This is a genomic window from Pseudomonas sp. GX19020, from assembly GCF_023371075.1.
Lineage (GTDB): Bacteria > Pseudomonadota > Alphaproteobacteria > Rhodobacterales > Rhodobacteraceae > Pseudogemmobacter.
Genome location: NZ_JAMCCR010000002.1, coordinates 273,148 through 288,819, shown reverse-complemented (window position 1 = coordinate 288,819; position 15,672 = coordinate 273,148). Strand labels below are relative to the sequence as shown.

14 protein-coding genes are annotated in these 15,672 nt (G+C 65.0%); 8 read left to right on the top strand and 6 right to left on the bottom strand.

Annotated features, from left to right (window positions below):
- The first annotated feature begins 75 nt into the window (after nt 1-75).
- Together M3484_RS06005 and M3484_RS06000 are read left to right on the top strand one after the other, a co-directional pair.
- Nucleotides 76-1,218 carry a COG4223 family protein gene (locus tag M3484_RS06005; RefSeq protein WP_249496164.1) on the top strand — a complete coding sequence of 381 codons (1,143 nt, stop codon included), beginning with the start codon at nt 76-78 and terminating at the stop codon, nt 1,216-1,218.
- A 10-nt stretch (nt 1,219-1,228) separates the two neighbouring features.
- Nucleotides 1,229-2,758 (top strand): heme biosynthesis protein HemY, encoded by a 1,530-nt coding sequence (locus M3484_RS06000; RefSeq protein ID WP_249496163.1) that lies wholly within the window; start codon nt 1,229-1,231, stop codon nt 2,756-2,758.
- 34 nt (nt 2,759-2,792) lie between these two features.
- Here M3484_RS06000 and M3484_RS05995 read toward each other — a convergent pair whose 3' ends face one another.
- On the bottom strand, nt 2,793-3,995 hold the full coding sequence (locus tag M3484_RS05995; RefSeq protein ID WP_249496162.1) for a benzoate/H(+) symporter BenE family transporter: 1,203 nt from the start codon (nt 3,993-3,995) through the stop codon (nt 2,793-2,795).
- Nucleotides 3,996-4,192: 197 nt separating this feature from the next.
- Between M3484_RS05995 and pdxR the strand changes: the two genes are divergently transcribed.
- From pdxR to M3484_RS05970, 5 genes are all read left to right on the top strand, one after another.
- A complete protein-coding gene (gene pdxR / locus M3484_RS05990; RefSeq protein ID WP_249496161.1) occupies nt 4,193-5,707 on the top strand; it encodes a MocR-like pyridoxine biosynthesis transcription factor PdxR in 1,515 nt (504 codons plus the stop codon).
- Nucleotides 5,708-5,796: 89 nt separating this feature from the next.
- Nucleotides 5,797-6,600: a YggS family pyridoxal phosphate-dependent enzyme gene (locus M3484_RS05985; protein ID WP_249496160.1), complete on the top strand. Its 804-nt coding sequence runs from the start codon at nt 5,797-5,799 to the stop codon at nt 6,598-6,600.
- A gap of 224 nt (nt 6,601-6,824) precedes the next feature.
- Entirely contained in the window at nt 6,825-7,094 is a 270-nt protein-coding gene (locus M3484_RS05980) for a hypothetical protein (protein WP_249496159.1), read from the top strand.
- A 73-nt stretch (nt 7,095-7,167) separates the two neighbouring features.
- Nucleotides 7,168-7,428, top strand: a complete 261-nt coding sequence (locus M3484_RS05975; RefSeq protein ID WP_249496158.1) for a hypothetical protein — start codon at nt 7,168-7,170, stop codon at nt 7,426-7,428.
- Entirely contained in the window at nt 7,416-7,604 is a 189-nt protein-coding gene (locus M3484_RS05970) for a hypothetical protein (RefSeq protein WP_249496157.1), read from the top strand. Before M3484_RS05975 ends, M3484_RS05970 begins: the two co-directional genes overlap by 13 nt.
- 199 nt (nt 7,605-7,803) lie before the next feature.
- Here M3484_RS05970 and M3484_RS05965 read toward each other — a convergent pair whose 3' ends face one another.
- The 3 genes from M3484_RS05965 to M3484_RS05955 are packed head-to-tail and all read right to left on the bottom strand — an operon-like array spanning nt 7,804 to nt 11,678.
- Nucleotides 7,804-9,075, bottom strand: a complete 1,272-nt coding sequence (locus tag M3484_RS05965; protein WP_249496156.1) for an MFS transporter — start codon at nt 9,073-9,075, stop codon at nt 7,804-7,806.
- A complete protein-coding gene (locus M3484_RS05960; protein WP_249496155.1) occupies nt 9,011-9,403 on the bottom strand; it encodes a hypothetical protein in 393 nt (130 codons plus the stop codon). The genes M3484_RS05965 and M3484_RS05960 overlap by 65 nt, the downstream gene beginning before the upstream one ends.
- A 1-nt stretch (nt 9,404) precedes the next feature.
- Nucleotides 9,405-11,678 carry a TonB-dependent receptor gene (locus M3484_RS05955; RefSeq protein ID WP_249496154.1) on the bottom strand — a complete coding sequence of 758 codons (2,274 nt, stop codon included), beginning with the start codon at nt 11,676-11,678 and terminating at the stop codon, nt 9,405-9,407.
- Between the two features lie 186 nt (nt 11,679-11,864).
- On the opposite strand from M3484_RS05955, the gene M3484_RS05950 reads away from it, so the two are divergent.
- The gene (locus tag M3484_RS05950) at nt 11,865-12,803 is read left to right on the top strand and encodes an AraC family transcriptional regulator (protein ID WP_249496153.1); all 939 of its coding nucleotides are present in this window, start codon (nt 11,865-11,867) and stop codon (nt 12,801-12,803) included.
- 5 nt (nt 12,804-12,808) lie between these two features.
- Here M3484_RS05950 and M3484_RS05945 read toward each other — a convergent pair whose 3' ends face one another.
- Nucleotides 12,809-13,984: an acetyl-CoA C-acyltransferase gene (locus tag M3484_RS05945; protein ID WP_249496152.1), complete on the bottom strand. Its 1,176-nt coding sequence runs from the start codon at nt 13,982-13,984 to the stop codon at nt 12,809-12,811.
- 33 nt (nt 13,985-14,017) lie between these two features.
- Nucleotides 14,018-15,643, bottom strand: a complete 1,626-nt coding sequence (locus M3484_RS05940; RefSeq protein ID WP_249496151.1) for an AMP-binding protein — start codon at nt 15,641-15,643, stop codon at nt 14,018-14,020.
- Nucleotides 15,644-15,672 lie beyond the last annotated feature (29 nt).

Here is a 15,672-nt window from a genome sequence, read left to right as displayed (position 1 = left end):
CGGCGGGTTGAACAGAGGGGGCCCTGGGGCTTACCTTGCAGGCATATCGGAATGCGTCTGACGGAGTGACCCTGAATGGCAGTGGAAGAAGATCCGGCTCGGGTGACGGGCGAAGCCACCGCAGCCATTTCGCCAGATGCGAAGGAGGCGGCACCGGCGGAAGCTGTGGCTGCCGTTGAACCCGTCGCGGAATCTGCGCCCGTTGATGATGCGACTACGGACATTCATCGCGCGCCGCCGCCACGCAGGGGCGGTTTTGTTGCGCCTTTTCTGGGTGGCGTTGTCGCTGCGGCCCTGGGGTTTGGCCTGTCGCATTTCAACGTATTTGGCCTGAGGGCCGATCTCGATGCCGAAGGGATCAGGGCCGAGATTGCGCAGCTCGGGGCGCGGCTGACCGAAGAGGGGCAGACCGCTGCGGGCGCGAGCAAGGGGGCAAGCGATGCGGCGGCGGCAGCCGACAGCGCGGCCCGGGCGGTTGGTGAACAGGTTTCCGCGCTGGCCGGGCGGATCGACGGGCTTGACGCGCAGGTGCGGGCTCAGGCCGAAGCTCTGCCGGACGGGACCATCCCGCCCGCAGCCTTTGCGGCGCTGAAAGCCGAGGTTGACGCGCTGAAAAATGCGCCTGCCAGTCAACCCGGTGGTCAGATGGATGCCGATGCCCTGCGTCAGCAGATCACCGCCGAACTGGATGCCCGCGCCGGCGAGGTCGCGGCCGAGGCCGAGCGCGCGGCAGAGGCCACGCGCCAGGCGGCGCTGCGGGATGCGGCCTGGATCACGCTGAATGAGGCGGTCAAAAACGGCCAGCCCTATGCCGACGCGCTGACCGCGCTTGGCGTGACAGCGGTGCCCGAGGCGCTTGGCGCCCATGCGGCGGAGGGTCTGCCGGGGGTGCAACAGCTTGCCGCGAGCTTCCCCGATGCGGCGCGCGAAGCGCTGGATATTTCGCTGCGTTCCGATGAGGCGGGCGGTTTTGGCGACCGTGCGCTTTCATTGCTGCGCGTCACCACCGGCCAGCGTTCGCTGACGCCGCAGGCGGGAACCGATCCCGATGCGGTGCTGTCGCGCGCCGAGGCGGCGGTTGTCGCCGGGGATCTGCCTGCCGCGCTGACCGAATTGAAGGGCCTTCCCCCCGAGGGGCAGGCCGCGATGGAGCCCTGGATTTTGCAGGCCCAGGCGCGCATTGATGCCGAAGCGGCGCTTGCCGCGCTGAAGCCGTAAGGAGGGCATCATGCTCTGGTCGCTGGTCAAAATTGCGGTGTTCCTTGGTCTGGTAACCCTGCTGGCGGTGATCGCCGGTGGCATGTCCGAACAAGGCGGGACGGTGCGGCTCTGGGCTTTTGACCAGGAGTTCACGCTGAACCCGCTTGCGGCGCTGGTTGTGCTCTTGCTGGCGGTGGTGCTGGTCTGGCTCGGGCTGAAACTGGTCGGGCTTTTGTTCGCTGTGCTGCGGTTTCTCAACGGCGACGAGACCGCGATCAGCCGCTATTTCGACCGCAACCGCGAGCGCCGTGGTTATGCCGCGCTTTCGGACGGGCTGATTGCGCTGGCCTCGGGCGAGCCGAATACCGCACTGGCCCGTGCACGTACTGCCGAGCGTCTGCTGCAAAAGCCGGAACTCACGCGGCTTCTGACCGCGCAGGCTGCCGAGGCCGCCGGGGATGGCCGCGCCGCGACCGAGGCCTGGAAGGCGCTTCTGGCGGATGAACAGACGCGCTTTGTCGCGGTGCGCGGGCTGATGCGGCAGAAGCTGGCATCAGGCGATACCGCGACCGCGCTGAAACTTGCGGAACAGGCGCTGGCCCTGAAGCCGAAACATTCCGAGACCCAGGACGTTTTGCTGAAACTTCAGGCCGAAGGGGGCGACTGGGCCGGCGCGCGCGGCACGCTGTCGCAAAAGCTGCGTTCGGGGGAATTGCCGCGCTCGGTCTATCGGCGCCGGGACGCGCTGCTGGCGCTGCAAGAGGCGAAAACGGTGCTGGATGAGGGCTCGACGATCGAAGCGCGCGAGGCGGCGATCGAGGCCAACAAGCTCTCGCCCGACCTGATCCCGGCGGCGGTGATCGCGGCGCGGGCGCTGGTGGCGAAGGGCGATACCAAAAGCGCGACCCGGGTTCTGAAAAAGGCCTGGGAGGCGCAGCCGCATCCCGATCTGGCGGCGGCTTTCGCGGCGATTGAACCGTCCGAGACGGCGGAACAGCGTCTGAAGCGCTTCCGTGCATTGCTGGCATCGCGCCCTGATCACGAGGAAAGCCGGCTGACCGAGGCCGAACTTCTGCTCGGGGCCGAGGATTTCCGCGGCGCGAAAGCGGCACTTGCGACCATCCCGACGGATCACCCGACGCAGCGCTCGCTTGCGATCCTGGCGGCGGCAGAACGCGGCATGGGGGCCCCGGATGAAGAGGTGCGCGGGGTGCTTGCCCGCGCCCTTGCTGCGTCGCGCGGGCCGGAATGGGTTTGCGACAAATGCGGCACGGTTCATGCGCAATGGGTGCCGATCTGTGCGTCGTGCAGCGGTTTCGACACCCTTTCTTGGCGCGAACCCGATGGTATCCAGGGCAGCCGCCCGGCGACCAGTGCCGGTCTCGCGCCGCTCTTATTCGCGGCGACACGTCCGACGCCGGTGCCGGAATTGGTCAGTCTGCCGGACCCCGAAGAGGCCGAGGTGATCGAGACCAGCGCGCCTGTCGTGCCTGACAAGGCCGAAGAGGTCCCGGATCAGGCGATCACGCCGGATGAAATCCTGCGCCGGGTGACCTGAGGGGCGGTTGCGACCCGGAAGGCGGGTCGTCAGATCAGCCGGGCTTTCGGTCCCGCCTCGTCAGCACCGCCCAGGCGATCAGCCCGATCACCAGGCCCCAGAACGAGCCGCCAATCCCCAGCATCCGGATATTTGCGGCCGAGGCGAGAAAGGTGATCAGCGCCGCCTCGCGGAGCCTCGGCTCTGCCATCGCGGTGGCAAGACTGCTGCCGATGGTGCCCAGGAGGGCGAGCCCCGCGAGTGTGCTGATGAAACCGGCCGGAAGGGCCATGAACACCCCCACCAGCGCCAGGCCGAAAACGCCTGTCAGCGTGTAGAACAGCCCCGCCGCGATGCCGCCGATCCAGCGCTTTGACGGGTCTTCATGCGCTTCCGGTCCGGTCACGATGGCCGCCGTGATCGCCGCGACATTGAAGGCATGCGAGCCGAAGGGCGCCATCACCAGCGAGCCAAGGCCGGTAACCGTCACAATCGGGTTGGCACTTGTCGTATAGCCATCATTTCTGAGCACAAGCATCCCCGGCATATATTGCCCGGTCAGCGTGATCAGGAACAAAGGCAATGCGACACTGAGCGCTGCGTTCAGGGTGAAGACGGGCGCGGTGAAAAGCGGCATGGCCGGTTCGAATTGCAGGCCGGAGAACCCGACCTCGCCGCGCAGCAACAGCCAGGCGAGGCCGATGGCGAGGATCCCCACAATCGCATAGCGCGCGGTAAAGCGTCTGAGGATCAGATAGCTGCCGACCAGCACGCCAACCAGGGCCGGGTCGACGCTGGCGCCTCCGAAAGCATCGATCCCGAATTGCAGCAGGATCCCGGCCAGAAGGGCGGCGGCGATGGCAGGGGGGATCAGGCGGATCAGGCGGTCGAAACAACCCGAGACGCCCAGAATAACAAAGCCCAGGGCCGAGAGCATATAGGCGCCGATGGCCTCGGGATAGCTGACACTCGCCAGTGCTGTGACGAGGAAGGCGGCTCCGGGCGTTGACCAGGCGGTTATGATGGGCGCGCGGCAGCGCCAGCTGAGGAACAGGCCGGTCAGGCCAACCCCCACAGAAACCGACCAGACCCAGGAGGCGGTCTGTGCGAGGTCGAGCCCGGCCATGCGCGCCGCCTGGAACACCAGGATAAATGTGCCGCCGTAATTGACGATGACCGAGATCAGCCCGGCGGTGACCGGATGCAGAAGATCCCGGGCGCCGATTTTGGCGGTGGGGGCAGAGACGGGCGCAGACATGGGGGATTCCGGATTGCGATCAGTGGCCTCAGGGAGTAGCCCGAAGATGGCCGGAACGATCCGGCCAATTATTGCAATTGATACCGGCCAATCTGGTCGGGGATGGGCCATCCCGGCATCCCGGCATCCCGGCCTCGCCTTCAGGTGGCATTGCTGGCAGGATACGGGTTCCGAAATGCGCCAGAGGAGCAGACCAATTGTTCCGCCGTTCCCAGCTTGAAACCGTCAAGGCCTGGCTCCTCCATCCTGATCAGGCCGGCCTGCCTTTGCATGGCCGCATCCAGCGGGCGATCCGTCAGCTGATCCTTGACGGCGCGCTGGCGGCTGACAAACCGCTGCCGGCGACGCGGGGGCTGGCGGCGTCGCTCGGGGTGTCCCGCGATACGGTCGAGGCCGCTTACAACCAGCTCCATGCCGAAGGTTTCATCCGCCGCCGCGTCGGCAGCGGCAGCTTCGTGGCGGCGATCCGCGATCTGCGCCCGGTCTCGCGCCGCGCCTCAGGCCCGGGGGCGCAGGCTCCGGGTGAGGTCACTGCGCCGGGCGGGCTCAGCGCGCGGGGCGCCGCGATTGTGGCCAATGGCGGCACCCATACCGGCCCGCCGGGGCGGATTTTTCAGCAGGGCCTGCCCGAGACGCGCAATTTCCCGATCCGGATCTGGGAACGGCTGGAGCGCCAGGTGCTGCGCGATCATGGCACCAGCGCCCTGATCATGACCGACCCACAGGGGGCAGAGCCGCTGCGTCAGGCGATTGCCGACCATGTCAATCTGGAACGCGGGGCGCGCGCGACCGCGGATCGGGTGCTGATCCTTACCAGCTCGCAACAGGCGATGGCGCTGACAGCCAATCTGCTGCTTGATCCGGGCGACAGGATTTTCGTCGAAGACCCGGGTTATCACGGCGCGCGGCAGGCTTTTGCGGCGGCGGGGGCGGTGCCTGTGCCGGTGCCGCTTGATGACCAGGGCATCCTGGTCGACCGCATGCTCGAGGCGCCGGACCGGGCGCGGGCGGTGTCATTGACCCCTTCGCACCAGTTTCCGACCGGTGCGACCCTGTCGCTGGAGCGCCGCCTTGCCCTGATCGGCTGGGCTGCCGAGCATCGCGGATGGATCATCGAGGATGATTATGACAGCGAATTCCATTATACAGGCCGGCCGACCGCCTGCGTTCAGGGGCTCGATCCGCATGGGCGCACGATCTATATCGGCACTTTCACCAAATCGCTGTTTCCCGGGCTGCGGCTTGGCTATCTGATCCTGCCGCCCGATCTTGTGCAGCCCTTCACGCTTGCGCGGACGCAGCAGGATGGTCACCCCGCCTCGATCCCGCAGCTTGTGCTGGCGCGGTTCATGCAGGGCGGACATTTCGGCGCGCATATCCGGCTGATGCGTGCGATCTATGCGGAAAGGCTGCGGATTCTGGCGCGGCTGGTCGAGACGCATCTTGCGGGCCTCGTCGAGGCGCGGATGCCGGCGGGCGGGTTGCAGATGCCCTGTCTCCTGACCTGTGCGCTGTCAGAGGCCCAGGTGATTGACGCAGCCGCAAAGGCCGGGCTTGGCCTCACAGGCCTGACCGGATTGCATGCGACCGCACGGCCGAGGCCGGGATTCCTGCTTGGGTTTGCCGCCTTTACCCCCACGGAACTGGAAAGCGGTGTGCGCAGGCTGGCCGCCATTCTGAATGGCCTGCTGCGTGACCGTGACGGCGCCTGAATTGGTCGGCTGACCTGTCCGGAATTGGTGGGGTCGGCACCACCGGTTCCGGGCCAGAATGGGCGGCCCCCAGTCTGCGAGATATGCCCATGCCGACGACCATTGCCCCGTCACCCCAGCCTGGCGCTGACCTGAGCGCGGCTGATATCGCCCGTTTTGGCCCCGATCCGCGGCAGAGATTCGCGCAGGGTCTTGCGGATACAGAGGCCCGGATCGCGGCCGCCTGCCTGCGTTCCGGGCGTGACAGGCGCGAAGTGCGGCTTTTGCCGGTCACCAAGACCCTGCCCGCGCATATTCTGCGCCTCGCCCATGCCGCCGGGATCCGCGATTTCGGTGAGAACAAGCTGCAGGAGGCGCGCGAGAAGCAGGCGGCGTTGTCGGATCTGGCGATCCGCTGGAGCATTATCGGCCATCTTCAGACCAATAAGGTGAAGTATCTCGTAAGATTTGCCTCCGAATTTCATGCTTTGGACAGCTTGCGTCTGGCGGCAGAGCTGAACCGGCGGCTGGAGGCCGAGGGCCGCGATCTGGACGTCTTTATCCAGGTCAATACCTCGGGCGAGGAGAGCAAATACGGCCTCAGCCCCGACGGGCTCCACGAATTTCTCGGCCAGCTGGGTGGTTTTACGCGCCTGAAGCCACAGGGGCTGATGACACTGGCCATTCTCAGCCCCGATCCGGTGCGCGTCAGGCACTGCTTTGCGCTTTTGCGCCGGTTGCGCGATGAGGCCCAGGCCCTGCATCCGGAGATTTCGCGCCTTTCCATGGGGATGACCAGCGATTTCGAAATCGCAATAGAAGAGGGGGCCGATGTGGTTCGGGTTGGTCAGGCGATCTTTGGCCCGCGCCCGAAAGAGGCCGGGCCGTTCTGGCCGGGCCTCGATGATCTCTGAACCGCCCGCTGCATCTCGTGATGTTGCAGGACGGCGCGGATGATCTCCGCAATCTCGGCACGCCGTTCAGGACAGCGCGAACGTGGCCCGGCCACCACCAGTGATGGCCGGGATAATAGCCTCCACGCGCGGCGGGTTCAGAGAGATAGCCTTTTTCCGGCAGAGTCCCGATCAGATTCAAGGTACGGCATCCGGCCAATGCGGCGGATCTCTCATCCTACCTGTTGCAGGCACAAAGCAGCGGTGCCGATGTTCCTTTCGGGCATCCATTCGACCGGCCTAGAAACCGCACAGGGCCTTTTGCTGACCGCCGCTTCTACTGGGACCGCAATGACAAGACCCGCGCCTTTGGCGAGCGCTTTGCCGAACTGAACAACGGGCGCAAGCCGACGATGAACCAGGCTGGCGCCTATTCGGCGACGCTCGCCTATCCTGAGGCGGTCACCGTGGTCGGCTCGCCCGAAGATGGGGCCTGCCCGCTGATCGCGCCGTAACGCGTCTGACCTGGGCCCGCCGGGGATCTCTGGCGGGCCGAGCCCTTTTACTTGAGCAGAACGAGAGACCCCGATGCCTGTAACAGCGGCAAACAGCGAAGTATTGCGGTTCGACAGGCTTTATATTGGTGGCGAATGGGTGCTGCCGGAAGAGGGCGGCCTGATTGAAAGCATCGCCCCCTCGACCGGTTCGGTCCGGGCTTTGGTTGCCCGGGCCGGGCGCGGCGATGTCGACCGCGCGGTGGCGGCGTCCTGGAAGCTCGGTCCCGCGCTGGCGGCGGGCTGCATACGATCCGCGCCGATCTGTCGAAACCCGAAGAAATGCGCTCGTTGATCAATGAGGGCGCGGCGTTGCCGGGCGGGATTGATGTGCTCTGGGACCATGCCGGCATCCCCGGTCCGGGCGGCGTCGAAGCCCTGGATGTTGATGCCTGTAACCTTGCCATGACGCTGCCGGCATTCTTGTCGCATCTGGCAGGCGCGAGGGCGGTGTCGGTCAGGTTCGGTTGAGTGTTCGCGCCATCGTCTTGCCGCAGGATGAGCCTGTCGTAACCCGGTCCGCCTGCATGTTTCGCGGAGCCTTAGGATTCGGCCCTTTTGAACAGGTGGTCATGGCCGCGCGTGGGGATCGTGAGAAGCGGCTTGTCCTGTGTTGGCTTTGAAAAAAATAGTTATTTATCAAAGCGTTGAACATCATGCGAGGTTGGTTTCACGTCCTGACGCTTACATGGGCGCTTCTGGCCCCATGCCAGCGGGTTCCGGCGGTTGCGGCCATCGAGATCAGCGTGGCGATCAGGAAAAGGCCACCATAGCCGAGCTTTGCAGCGATAAAGCCCGAGGCAACGCCGCCAAACTGATAGACGATCATCTGCGCACAGGCGAGCAGGGTGAAATCGGTTCCGGGCTGGTCCGAAGAACAGACCTGCATGAACAGCGAATAAAGCGCAACGATTTCCATATAGCGGATCAGGGTCTGGAACACTGCCGCTGCTCCAACCGGGTAGAGCCCCCCGAGAATGCCGAAGGCATGCAGCGTGAAAATCGCAAAACAGAGGCTGCGCAGGCTGCCCAAAAGCACCAGCGTCTGATGTGCGCCGCGGCCCTTTACCAGGATCGCCGCAAGGGCCGCGCCACCCAGACCCACACTCGCCGCGGCCGCGCCCGAGAGATAGCCGATCCAGTCAAGCGGCATTCCGGCATCGACGAGATAGGCACCTTCCATCGCTTTCACGAGCCCTTCCGAGGCGCGGTAGAAGAGCGCAAGGCCGAGGACGCTGAGCGCTTCGGGGCGGGCGAGGAAGGCCCGGATCGAGGGCCGGTGGCGTGGGGCCGGGCGGACCTGATCCTCATACATCCATGGCAGGATGATCAGCGGCAGAAGCGTGACAAAGCCCATGATGATCATGGTCACCTGCCAGCCGAAATGCTGGTAGATCAACAGGCTGGCCGTGCCGCCGATCAGAACCGATGCGGCAACCGCGCCGCCCTGGATCGCATTGCCGGTGGCGCGTTCCTGTGGTGCCAGGGTCAGCACCGCATAGCCATCGGTGGCGATGTCCTGGGTCGATGTCGTCAGCGCCAGCGTGAGGCCGATGACAAACAGCGCCGGGATATTGGTCGGCGTGATCAGCGCGAGGGCGAAGATGCACAAGGCGGTGGCAAGCTGCATCGGCACGATCCAGCCCCGCCTTGGCCCAAGGGCGCGCAGCGGATTGAAGCGTTCGATCCAGGGCGCCCAGAGGAATTTCAGCGCCAAAGGCAGCATGATCAGCGCCAGCATCCCGATCGCTTCTTTCGACACCCCGTTTTCGCGCAGGATCGGCGGCACGGCGGCAGCGACAACATAGGACGGCACCCCCTGCGCGATATACAGCGCGGCCAGAACCGCATAGCGGCGCATCGGGCCGGGCAGGGTCTTACCTGTCTGCGAAAAGCCGGTCATGGAGGGCGAGGAAAGCGGCCTCGGCGATGCTTTGGTCATCATAAACCTCGACGGGGATAGACCAGAATTGCGAGAAGGCGGCCCGCTTGCGCTCGGTCGGGGTATCGGTGACGAGCACCAGCCCCCGGATCCGCTCGGCGGTGGCCGCACGGCTGGCTTTGGCCAGCTGGTTCTGCGCCACCTCGCCGTCATGATCAAGACGGAAGCCCCTCAGATCGGAATAGAGCACGAAGGGGCAGTCATGGCGGGCGAGCCGGTCGAACAGCGCCAGGTAGCCGGCGCTGTCGGTGATATCCTGAGGTGGCTGGAAGCGCAGGGACAATGCCGAAGCCAAATCCCGCGCCGCATGGCGGCCGAAATGGATCATATCAGAACGAAACCCGGTATCCGACGGTCACTGTGCGGCCGAGGCCCATGCTGTCGACATTGCGCGTGGCGGTGGCGGTGGGGTTGGCGTAACCCTTGTCGAAGAGGTTTTCGACCGCGACCGAGAACAGCCCGGGCCCGATCTGTTTCGACACGCTCGCATTGACCAGGTTGACGCTTTGCAGATCGATCTCGCCCGGCGCGCGGTCACGGCCCGCCAGATGCAGCGCCTCGACCCGGGCCCGCCAGCCATTCCCGAACTCCTGCGTCACCCCGAGCCGCGCCCGCAACGGCGAGCCGATCCGGTTATTGCCGATCCAGGCGTCGACATTCCCGTCGCCGTTTTTGTCAACGCGGCCCTCGCGATAGGCGATCATGCCATCGAGCACCGTCGCGTCGGAAAGGGCATACATGCCCTGGGCCTCGATGCCCCAGATCTCTTCGCGCTGCTGGCTGACCTGATTGGTGACCGGGTTGAAATTCACCCCCTCATCCGATGTCGAATACCAGGCCGAGATCTGGCCGTTCCAGGTCTCTTCCTCGTGACGCAGCCCGATCTCCCAGGTGTCCACCACCTGCGGCTTCGGCCCGATATCGGCATAGGAGAGCGCATAGGTTCCGGGGGTGCTGCAGCCATAGGCGCCGGCGATCAGCGGGTTGTCATTGCCGTAAGCGGTGCAGATCTCGGCCACCGAATTCATCCCGGCGCGGCGGGTAAAGCTGCCGATATCGGTCAGCGAATAGCCCTGGGACCAGCCGCCGAACAGCTGCGTTGCCTCGCTGAGTTTCCAGGTGAAGCCCAGATTTCCGGTGAATTCTTCGAAGGTGAATTCGCCGCCGGTCACGCTGACCGGGGCCAGATCCAGCCCGACCCGGTAGGCCGGAAAGTAGTAATAGGCGCGCGGGCGCGAGAAATTGCCGACCGTCAGATCGTAATGGTCGTACCGGATGCCGCCCGAAAGCGTCAGCGCGTCATTCACCGGCAGGGTCAGCTGCGCAAAGAGCGCCCGGCTGTCGCTGTCGAGCGGCGTCGAAATCGCCTGGCCGTTGATTGCATTCTGCCTTGTCTCGTCCGTTCCGGCCTCAAAGCCCCAGCTCAGCCCTGCCTCACGCCCGAAAATGGTCAGCGGGCTGTCGATGGCCACCGTGAGCGTGTTGCGCAGGCTTTCCAGTTCCGACTGGTTGTAATCGGCGGTCGGATCGGCCGGATTGCCGCTGTAATAGACCAGCGTATTGACCACCGGATCAAAGACGTTGAACGAAAACCGCTTCATCACGTCATTGCGGGAAAAGGTGACCGCGAGCTTGCCGAGGGCGAAATCCTGATCGGTGTAGCGCAGCGTCAGATAGTTGGAATCCTCGGTCACCGGCTTGCCGTAATAGGGGCGGCTCAGATCCGGCGCGACCGGCGAAACGGTGTAGCTGGTGAAATATTCCGGCCTTTGGTCGAGGCGGACCTGTTCAAAGCTCAGCTCGATCCGTTTGGCATCGTCGATATCATAGCCAAGGCGCAGACCCAGATTGGCGGCTTTGGTATGGTCACCGCCGCCCTGGCCCAGCATCGGATCCGAGGGCAGAAGATTGCCATCCCCGTCAAAAGTCTCGCGGCTTTGCCAGCCGGAGAGGGTAAAGGCATAGTCAAAGGCACCGATCTTCTGGTCGACCTGAACCGAAAGCTCGGGCGCGATTGAGGCACCGATGTCAGTCGTGAAGGCTTTGGCGCGCAGATCCACCGTCACCCGCGCGGTGCCATCGGCATTGGCGCCCGACCGGGTGATGAAATTGACCACGCCCCCGGTGGCCCCGGCGCCGTAAAGCGAGGAGGCGCCGCCGATCACCTCGATCCGTTCGACCGAGGCGAGGTCGATCAGCGACAGCGTCCGCGAGCTGTCGCGCAAGGGCGTGTTGCGTGGCACGCCATCCACCATCACCAGAAGGCTGCGGCCCCGGAAGGTCTCGGACGCGCCCGAAAGCGTCTGATTGCCAAAGCTGAAGCCCGGCACCAGCCGCGCCAGCAGGCTGGTTGCGTCACCGCCCTGTTCGATCTGGGTGGTGATTTCGTCTTCGCCGATCACCTGCACTGCTCCGGGGATCGCAGAAACCGGGCGTTCGCTGCGATTGGCGGTGACGACGATGGTGCCGAGAAAGACCGGCTCCTCTGTTTGCGCCCGGGCGGGCGGGGCAATCGTGATCAGGCAGGTGGTCAGCAAAAGCCCGGCAAGGCCGGTCCGCTGGCGACAGCGGGCAAGGGCACGGGGCGAACATGTGGTCGGCATGGCGGCAAATCCCTTCAGGAGGCAGGGGAAGATCGGGGGTATGCGATCAGGGTTAGACATTGCTGACGAAAATAGTAAGTTTAGCTTGTCCCGCCTCAGGATTTGTCTGGACCCATGTTCCATCCATCTGGATTTTCACGACAGAGTGCTGCGCCACCCGGGTCTTCACCAGGGGCGGGCGGGGCCATGCACGCTTCCGGGGCAGGGGGGCAGCTATGGGCAGCCGACCGGCTGACACGACGACATTTCGCGCGGCCGCGCTTTCGGACGGCGCTGCGGGTGGCGGCCGGGCTCTGGGGCAGGCTGATCGAGGCCAGGGCGGTGGTGCGTCAGGCAGCCACGGAGGATGGGCATTTCCAGGCCATCGAGATCGGCGACGTGCTGCTTTCGACGCTGGATCTGGGCGGCGGCGAGCAGAGCTGGCATTTCACCCCGACCCCGGGATCTGCCGGGCGGGTGCTGCTGCTGTTGCGCCTGATCCGGGGCGGCTGGCTGCAGGAAGGCGACGGGCCACGGGTCTGGCTCCCGGCGGGACAGATCGCGCTTCTGACCCCCGCAGGCCCGTTTGATCTCGGGCTGCCGGATGGCGGGCGCTGTGATCTGGGGCTGATCGAAAGCGATGCGGCCCCTGGCCCGGGCGTGCGGGTGCTGGCGGGCACCATGCCCTCGGTCAATCATCTCGCCTTTGTCGCGGGGTACCTTCTGCGCTGCGCCCCCCATCCGGAAGGCCGCAGCCAGGAGCTGAAACAGATGCTGTTTCGCGCGCTGGATCATGTGCTCAGCGATCTGGGCGGCAAGAACAATGGCAGCGCCGAAACCCCGTTCGAGCGGTTCAAATTCCTGATCGGCGCCAATCTGGGCCGGGCGGATCTGTCGCTGGAAGAGGTGGCGGCGGCGATGGAGCTCAGCCCGCGCCAGCTCCAGCGCTTTTTGCAAAGTCATGGAACCAGCTTCCGCGCCCATCTTTTGCTGCGGCGCCTGCATCACGCTCATGATCTGATCGAGGCCGCGGGCCAGGCAAAGCTGCGGATCGCCGACCTTGCCTGGCGCTGTGGTTTTCGCGATCCGAACTACTTTTCACGGGCCTATGCGAAACACTGGAAAGTGCCGCCCAGCCGGGATTAGGCGCCTCAGACGGCCAGCAGCTCGACCGCGACCCCCTGGCCGACGCCGATGCAAAGCGTGGCAAGCGCCGAGGTACCGCCCGTTTCTGCAAGCCGTCTTGCCGCGTTTGCGACGATGCGGGCGCCCGACATGCCAAGCGGATGCCCCATGCTGATGCCGCCGCCTTTGGCGTTGACGCGCGGATCAGCATCGCTGAGCCCCCAGGCCCGGGTACAGGCCAGAACCTGGGCGGCAAAGGCCTCGTTCAGCTCGATCACATCCTGATCGGCGGGCGGCTTTGCGCCCCGTGCGACCAGGCGCTCTGTCGCCGCAATCGGGCCGATTCCCATGATCCGGGGCGCAACCCCGGCCGAGGCGGCGCGCCCGATCCGCGCCAGAGGCGTCAGGCCAAGCGCGCTGACGCCTTTGGCCGAGGCCAGCAGCACTGCCGCCGCGCCGTCATTCACCCCCGCCGCATTGCCTGCGGTCACCGTGCCGCCGTCGCGAAACGGTGCCGGTAGGGCAGCGAGCTTTTCAATCGAGGTCGCGCGGGGATGTTCGTCGGCACTGACCACGGTGTCACTTTTGCGGCCCCGGATCGTCACCGGAAGGATATCCGCCGCATGCCAGGCGGCATCATAGCGGGTCTGCGACGACAAAGCGTAAATGTCCTGATCCTCGCGCGAGATGCCGTAGTCTTCCGCGACATTCTCGGCGGTCTCGGGCATCGACTCGATCCCGAACTCCTTTGCGATCCGCTTATTGACGAAGCGCCAGCCGATGGTCGTGTCATAGATCTCGGCCTGGCGGGCAAAGGCCGCATCCGCCTTGGGCATCACGAAAGGCGCCCGGCTCATCGATTCCACACCGCCCGCGATGATCACATCGGCCCCGTCCCGGATCGCCCGTGCCCCCGCAATCACCGCATCCATCCCCGAGGCACAAAGCCGGTTCACCGTCAGCCCCGGAACGGAAACATCCAGTCCTGACAACAGAACCGCCATCCGCGCGACATTGCGATTGTCCTCGCCCGCCTGGTTGGCGCAGCCAAAGAGCACCTCATCCGGGGTCAGGCCCGGATACCGCGCCAGCAGACCGTCGATCACCTGCGCCGCCATATCATCAGGCCGCACCAGGGCCAGCGCGCCACCATAGCGCCCGATCGGCGTGCGGCGCATCGCGCAAAGAAAGACGTCATTCATCGGGAGGCTCCGGTTTCACAGAAAAGTGGCCGTTCAGGATTTCGCGGGCTGGCGCAGCTGGAAGCGCTGGATCTTGCCGGTCTGGGTCTTGGGCAATGCGCCGGTAAAAACCACGCGGCGCGGGTATTTATAGGGGGCGATGACCTTTTTCACATGGTCCTGCAGCGCCCTGATCATCAGCGCATCACCCTCATGCCCCGGAACGAGGATCACATGCGCCTCGACAATCTGGCCACGATCCGCGTCAGGTGCGCCGATCACCGCGCATTCCTGTACCGCCGGATGCGAAAGCAGCGCCGCCTCGACCTCGGGCCCGGCGATATTGTAGCCGGCCGAGAGGATGATGTCGTCGGTGCGGGCGGCAAAGTGGAAATAGCCCTCTTCATCCTGCCAGAACGTGTCGCCGGTCAGGTTCCAGCCATCCCGGACATAGACCTCCTGGCGCGGGTCATCCATGTAGCGGCAGCCTGTCGGGCCGCGCACCGCAAGGCGCCCGGTCTGGCCGCGCGGTTTCTCGTTCATGTCTTCGTCGACGATCTTCGCCTCATAGCCGGTGACGGGCTTGCCGGTGCAGCCGGGGCGGTGATCGTCAAAGCGGTTGGTGATGAAGATATGCAGCATCTCGGTCGCGCCAATGCCGTCAAGCATCGGCTTGCCGGTCTTAGCCTGCCATTCCTCATAGACCGGCGCCGGCAGGGTCTCGCCCGCCGAAACCGCCGCGCGCAGCGAGGAAAGATCCGCCCCCTGATCCATCGCGGTCAGCATCACGCGATAGGCGGTCGGCGCGGTAAAGCAGACGGTGGCGCGGTGTTCTTCGATCATGCCGATCATATTGGGCGGGCTGGCCTGTTCCAAAAGCGCCGCTGTCGCTCCAAAGCGCAGCGGAAAGACCGCGAGGCCCCCCAGCCCGAAGGTAAAGGCCAGAGGCGGGCTGCCGATGAAGATATCATCGGGCGTGACGTTGAGGATTTCCTTCGCATAGCCATCCGCGATGATCAGCAGATCGCGGTGGAAATGCATCGTCGCCTTCGCATCCCCGGTGGTCCCCGAGGTAAAGCCCAAAAGCGCCACATCATCGCGACCGGTCTGCACCGCGTCAAATCGGACGGGTTTTTTCAGGGCGATACGGTCAAGTTCGGCATCATGATTGGCGGTGCCGTCAAAGCCGATCACAGTCGTAAGAAAGGCACTGCCATTCTTGCAATGGATCAGATCCTCCATCAGCCGCGTATCGCAAAGCGCATGGCTGATCTCGGCCTTATCGATCACCTTTGCCAGCTCGCCCGAGCGCAGCATCGGCATGGTGTTGACCACGACCGCCCCCGCCTTGGTTGCCGCAAGCCAGCAGGCCACCATCGCCGGATTATTGGCAGACCGGATCAGCACCCGGTTGCCGGGCTTCAGACCATAATCCTCGACCAGGGCATGGGCGATGCGGTTGGTCCAGTCGGTCAGTTCCTTATAGGTGCGGCTGCGGCCATTGCCGATCAGCGCAATATGGTCACCAAAGCCCTTTTCGACCATGCGGCTGGTCAGCTCGACCCCCACATTCAGCCATTCGGGATAGTCAAAACCCGTCAGATCCAGCCCCGGCCAGGTCTCTGTGGCGGGCAGGCGGTCGCGGGTGAAAGTGTCCAGATGGCCCGTTGGTCCCATCATGAGGTTAGCTCCCTGTTGGCCCCGCCGAT